This window comes from Actinoplanes sp. ATCC 53533 (assembly GCF_003947245.1).
In genome coordinates this window covers 1-677 of the sequence record NZ_QHHV01000606.1, presented here as the reverse complement: position 1 = coordinate 677, position 677 = coordinate 1, and the positions used below count along the sequence as shown (strand labels likewise).

Below are 677 nucleotides of genomic sequence, written 5' to 3'. Positions count from 1 at the left end.
CGTCGGCAAGACCGCGATCGTCGAGGGCCTGGCCCAGCGCATCGTGGCCGGCGACGTGCCGGAGACCCTGCGCGACAAGAAGCTGGTCTCGCTCGACCTCGGCGCGATGGTCGCCGGCGCGCAGTACCGCGGCCAGTTCGAGGAGCGCCTCAAGAGCGTGCTCGAGGAGATCCGCAACTCCAACGGCCAGGTCGTCACCTTCCTCGACGAGCTGCACACCGTCGTCGGCGCCGGCAAGGGCGAGGGCTCGATGGACGCCGGCAACATGCTCAAGCCGATGCTGGCCCGCGGTGAGCTGCGGATGGTCGGCGCGACCACGCTGGACGAATACCGCGAGCACATCGAGAAGGATCCCGCCCTGGAGCGGCGCTTCCAGCCGGTCGTCGTCGGCGAGCCCACGGTCGAGGACACGATCGGCATCCTGCGCGGGCTCAAGGGCCGCTACGAGGCACACCACCGGGTGCAGATCACGGACGGCGCGCTGGTCGCGGCGGCCGCGCTCTCCGATCGCTACATCAGCGACCGGTTCCTGCCCGACAAGGCGATCGACCTGATCGACGAGGCCGCCTCCCGGCTGCGCATGGAGATCGACTCCCGGCCGGTGGAGCTGGACCAGCTGCAGCGCCAGGTCGACCGGATGCGGGTGGAGAAGCTAGCGCTGGCGAAGGAGACCGATC

Annotated in this window: 1 protein-coding gene; it reads left to right on the top strand. The window is 70.0% G+C overall.

Features of this window, described 5'->3' with window-relative positions; translation table 11 throughout:
• Positions 1 to 677 (top strand): AAA family ATPase (locus DMB66_RS60265; RefSeq protein WP_125812727.1); only part of this gene is annotated, 677 nt, incomplete at both ends.